Raw genomic sequence first — 4,615 nt, forward strand, 5'->3', positions numbered from 1 at the left:
CGACCGGCGGTCCGACGGGGGCTTCCTGGTCACCGCCGAACTGCCGCTGCGCACCGGCGCCCGCGACGACGGCCCCGAGTCCGTGGGCGCCCTCACCGCCGCCGACGTCGCCCGGGCCGCCAGGGCCGCGCGCGCCGCCCGCACCGATCGCCCGGCACCAGCCGATCGCCCGACACCAGCCGAAGGACAGGACGGCGCCGCCCGAGCGGACGGCGCGGTCCGAGAGGAGAAGGACCACGCATGACCATCCGGGTACTGCTCGCCGACGACCAGGCCCTGCTGCGCGGCGCCTTCCGGCTGCTGATCGACGCGGAGGAGGACATGGAGGTGGTCGGCGAGGCCGCCGACGGCCGGGAGGCCGTCGAACTCGCCCGGGCCACCAGGCCCGACGTCGTACTGATGGACATCCGGATGCCCGGCACCGACGGCCTCGGCGCCACCGCCGAGATCTGCGGTGACGAGGCGCTGTCCGGCACCCGGGTGCTCATCCTCACCACCTTCGAGATCGACGAGTACGTGGCCCAGGCGCTGCGCGCGGGCGCCGGCGGGTTCCTCGGCAAGGGCGCCGATCCGAAGGAGCTGCTCGCCGCCGTCCGCACCGTCGCGGCGGGCGAGGCACTGCTCTCGCCCGCCGCCACCCGGGCCGTGATCGACCAGTTCCTGGCCCAGCCCGAGCCGGCCTCCGCCGCCTCCACGAGCGAGCGGCTGTCCGTCCTCACCGCCCGCGAGCGCGAGGTGATGTCGATGGCCGCCACCGGCCTCACCAACGAGGAGATCGCCGAGCGGATGTTCGTCAGCCCCTTCACCGTCCGCACCCACGTCCACCGGGCGATGTCCAAGCTCGACGCCCGCGACCGCGCCCAGCTCGTCGCCATCGCCTACCAGACCGGCCTGGTCCCGCCCGGCCGCCCGAACTGAGGCCCGCCCGGTCGGCGGTGGCCGGTCCGGCCCCGCAGCTCAGGGCTTGCGGGCCACGGCGCCGTACATGCTGACGCGGTCGGCGCCGGGGGCGGGGGTGGTGTCGGGTCGCCAGAGGGGGACGGTGGTCACGCCGGGGTCGAGGAGGTCGAGGCCGTCGAAGAAGGCCCAGACCTCCTCGCGGGAGCGGCCGACGAGGGGTGCGGTGGCCTTGTCGTAGACACCGGTGACCCGGTCGCGGATCTCGGCCGGGATGAAGTCGGCGGTGCCGTGCGAGAGGACCAGGTGGCTGCCGGAGGGCAGGGCGTCCAGCAGGGCGGCGAGGGCCTGGTGGGGCCGGTCCTCGTCCCGCAGGAAGTGGAGGACGGCGGCGAGGACGAGTCCGACCGGGCGGGAGAAGTCGAGCAGGTCCGCCGCCCGGACGGCGTCCAGCAGCGCGGCGGGCTCGCGCAGGTCGGCCCGGATGACGGTGGTGTGGCCGGGGCCCGAGCCGGCCATCAGGGCGCGGGCGTGGCTGAGCACGATCGGGTCGTTGTCCACGTAGACGGTCCGCGCGCCCGGTCGGGCCGCCTGGGCGATCTCGTGGGTGTTGCCGGCCGTGGGGATGCCGGTGCCGATGTCGAGGAACTGGTCGATGCCGAGTGCGGCGACGCACCGCACGGCGCGGGTGAGGAAGCCGCGGTTGGCGCGGGCGGTGGAGCGGAACTCCGGGTTGGCGGCGAGCGCCTTCTCGGCGGCGGCGCGGTCGGAGGGGAAGTTGTCCTTCCCGCCGAGGTAGTAGTCGTACATCCGGGCCGGGTGCGGCACGTCGGGCCGCAGGTCGGCCGGGATCCCGGCCCCGCCGGACTCCCACATGTTCTCGTATCCCACGGTTGCCGTCTCCTCTGCCCCGGGCGCCACGGACGATCCACTCGCGGCCCTGTTGGCGGACAGCCTAAAGCCCAGGTCACGGCCCGGGTGCCGGTTGGTCGGGTCACCCCCGTATGTCCCTTTTCGTCGGGCGGGGAGGGTTCCCGGGCTCGCCGCGCGCCCCTGCCGCTCCCGGCGGAGGATGGAGGTCCGGGCGGGGGAACAGCCGGGGACGGGAGGTCAGGCCCGTGGGCATCGCGATGGCGGACATCCGCGAGTGGCGCGGCCACGCCGTGGTCGACGAGAAGGGCCACCGCATCGGGTCGCTGGAGTCGGTCTACGTCGAGACGGCCAGCGACGAGCCGTTCTTCGGCACGGTCACGGTCGGTTTCGCCGGCCGGCGCCGCCTGGTGTTCGTCCCGCTGGACGGGGCGGTGGCCGGGCCGGACTACCTCCGGGTGGCCTACCCGCGCAACCAGGTCAAGCAGGCCCCGGCGATCGGCACCGACGACGTGCTGCCCGCCGAGGACGAGCCCGCCGTGTTCGCGCACTACGAGCTGCCGTACGCGACCGGCGCGGGCGGGGAGCGCCGCCTGGCCCGCCGCTGAGCCGAACCGTACCCGGGGCCGCCGGGCACGGCTTTCGCCATCCGGGAATGAATACCCCGCCGGGTACACTTGTCCATCGACAGTCGATGTGAAAGGCGGCCCCGACATGCAGGTGGACGAGGAAGCGGTCGGCGCGGTCCTGAACCGGCTGCGCCGCGCGCAGGGCCAGTTGGCCGGAGTGATCGCGATGATCGAGGCGGGCCGGGACTGCAAGGACGTGGTCACCCAGCTCGCCGCCGTCTCGCGCGCGCTCGACCGGGCGGGGTTCAAGATCGTCGCGAGTGGCATGCGCCAGTGCATGGCCGCCGCCGACCAGGACGCCGCGCCGATGAGCGAGGCCGAGCTGGAGAAGCTCTTCCTCGCCCTGGCCTGACCGGGCGGCACCCGGTTCGACAGTACGGTCCGACGAGGGCCGGGGCGGATCCTCCCGCCGCGGCCCTCGCGGCATGTCGGCGGAAACACCGGAGGAAGCATCCGCGAACCTGCCCGCCGAAGCACCCGCGACCACACCCGCGCCGCGGGCCGACGGCCCCGCCCAGCGAAGTTCCCGTACCGCCCGACGCTCCGTCATGCGTCGTTCACGCGCCGGTCGCCGGCCTTCGGGTGAATGAGGGCCGCCCGCAGTTGTACAGCCAACTGCGTGCGCTCCCCTCCTCCCAGCCTCCGTGACCAGCCGAACCCGGCCCCGGCGAACCGTCCCCCGGCGGTCCGGCCCCGGGCGGCGGACAGGACAACCGTGGCCGCAGGCAGCGCCCTGACGTTCAGTTCCTCCACCAACCCCACCGAAGGCGACCGGCTCACCTTCCACTGGAGCACCGACGCCCCCGACGCCAAGAACTGGGTCGGCATCTACGACGGCGACCGCCAGCCCGGCAACGGCGGCTCGCTGCTGTGGAAGTACACCGCGGGCACCTCGGGCGACGTCCAGCTCGACACCTCCGCGCTGACCGGCGGCCCGTACACCGCCTACCTGCTCGCCAAGGACGGCTACGGCATCCTGGCCCGCACCGGGCCGTTCACCTTCCGCCCCAAGCCCGCCGTCGTCCGCCCGCACGCCGCCGTCGACGCGTTCACCGCCACGCCCGTCGCCCCGGGTGCCGCGGTGACGGTCCGGCTCGGCGGCCTCTGGTCCCGCCCGGCCGGCAACCCGGCCGGCTCCGCCACCTACCGCAAGGTGAGCGGCCCCGCCTGGGCCTCGGTCGGCGCCGACGGCACGCTCACCGGCACCGCCCCCGCCACCCCCGGCCGGAACCCCGAGCCGGTGGTCGTCGGCGTCAAGGACAGCGGGGGTGCCACCGACACCGTCACCGTCCTCGTCCCGGTGGCGGACCCGGCCGCCCCGCCGCGCCTCAAGGCCGCCAGCTGGAACCTGCACGACGCGGGCTCGGCCCACACCGACGCACTGGAGAAGCAGCTGCGCGTGGTCCTCGCCCAGGGCCTGGACGTGCTCGCCCTCCAGGAGACCGCGGGGGAGCGGGCCAGGACCCTGGCCGACGCCCTCGGCTGGTACGCCTACCAGAGCCCGGGCAGCGTCGGCATCCTCAGCCGCCACCCGCTCACCGACGTCACCCCGCCGACCGCCGAACTGCCCGCCGCCGCGGCCACCCTGCGGCTGCCCGGCGGCCGCACCGTCCGGTTCTGGGCCGCCCACCTGGACGAGGCGGGCTACGGCCCGTACGCCGTCCAGGACGGCCGGACCGCCGCCGAGGTGGAGGCCGCCGAGAACGGCTCGCTGCGGCTGAGGCAGGCCAAGGCGCTGGCCGCCGCCGTCCGCGCGGACATCGCCCGGCGCACCCCGGTGGTGCTGGCCGGTGCGCTCTCCTCGCCCTCGCACCGGGACTGGACGGCCGCCACCGCCGCCGCCCACCAGGGGGTCGGCGCGCTCGCCTGGCCGGTTACCGTGGCCCTCCAGGGCGCCGGACTGACCGACACCTTCCGCGAGGAGAACCGCGACCCGGTCAAGGCCCCCGGTGCGACCTGGTCGCCCACCCGCAAGCGGCGCGGCGACCGCCCCGAGCCGCAGGACCGCACCGACTACGTCCAGTACGCGGGCCCGCTGAAGCTGGTCGAGGCGCACACCCTGGCCGTCGGCTGGCCGCAGCCCGAGCCCGGCTCCGCCGCCAACGAGTGGCCCTCCGACACCGCCGCCGCGGTCGCCACCTTCCAGCTCTGAGCTCCCAGGCTCCCCGACTCCCAGCTCCGAGAGGCCAGTTCGTCATGCCCGAGCTCTCCCGCCGCAC

At 75.3% G+C, this 4,615-nt stretch carries 5 protein-coding genes and 1 pseudogene; 5 read left to right on the forward strand and 1 reads right to left on the reverse strand.

Annotated features, from left to right (window positions below):
* Together AE652_RS13110 and AE652_RS13115 are read left to right on the forward strand one after the other, a co-directional pair.
* Window positions 1–244 (forward strand): annotated as a pseudogene (locus AE652_RS13110) (hypothetical protein); the annotation flags it as partial.
* Window positions 241–918 (forward strand): response regulator transcription factor, encoded by a 678-nt coding sequence (locus AE652_RS13115; protein ID WP_049651497.1) that lies wholly within the window; start codon window positions 241–243, stop codon window positions 916–918. The pseudogene AE652_RS13110 and the gene AE652_RS13115, both read left to right, overlap by 4 nt.
* A gap of 39 nt (window positions 919–957) precedes the next feature.
* Here the strand turns inward: AE652_RS13115 and AE652_RS13120 are convergent, their stop codons facing one another.
* Window positions 958–1,788, reverse strand: a complete 831-nt coding sequence (locus AE652_RS13120) for an SAM-dependent methyltransferase (RefSeq protein WP_369808290.1) — start codon at window positions 1,786–1,788, stop codon at window positions 958–960.
* A gap of 239 nt (window positions 1,789–2,027) precedes the next feature.
* Here AE652_RS13120 and AE652_RS13125 point away from each other — a divergent pair, with 239 nt between their 5' ends.
* The 3 genes from AE652_RS13125 (at window position 2,028) to AE652_RS13135 (ending at window position 4,548) form a co-directional block, all read left to right on the forward strand.
* On the forward strand, window positions 2,028–2,375 hold the full coding sequence (locus tag AE652_RS13125) for a PRC-barrel domain-containing protein (RefSeq protein ID WP_049651501.1): 348 nt from the start codon (window positions 2,028–2,030) through the stop codon (window positions 2,373–2,375).
* A gap of 106 nt (window positions 2,376–2,481) precedes the next feature.
* Window positions 2,482–2,748, forward strand: coding sequence for a metal-sensitive transcriptional regulator (locus AE652_RS13130; protein ID WP_049651499.1), 267 nt, complete (start codon window positions 2,482–2,484; stop codon window positions 2,746–2,748).
* A 363-nt stretch (window positions 2,749–3,111) separates the two neighbouring features.
* Window positions 3,112–4,548: an endonuclease/exonuclease/phosphatase family protein gene (locus tag AE652_RS13135; protein WP_049651500.1), complete on the forward strand. Its 1,437-nt coding sequence runs from the start codon at window positions 3,112–3,114 to the stop codon at window positions 4,546–4,548.
* Window positions 4,549–4,615: the final 67 nt, after the last annotated feature.

This window comes from Kitasatospora sp. MY 5-36, assembly GCF_001182915.1.
Classification (GTDB): domain Bacteria; phylum Actinomycetota; class Actinomycetes; order Streptomycetales; family Streptomycetaceae; genus Kitasatospora.

What these genes read in the sequence shown, in the direction of transcription:
- AE652_RS13130 (WP_049651499.1), top strand. Translation starts at nt 2,482, where the DNA reads ATGCAGGTGGACGAGGAAGCGGTCGGCGCGGTCCTGAACCGGCTGCGC.
- AE652_RS13125 (WP_049651501.1), top strand. Translation starts at nt 2,028, where the DNA reads ATGGCGGACATCCGCGAGTGGCGCGGCCACGCCGTGGTCGACGAGAAG.
- AE652_RS13115 (WP_049651497.1), top strand. Translation starts at nt 241, where the DNA reads ATGACCATCCGGGTACTGCTCGCCGACGACCAGGCCCTGCTGCGCGGC.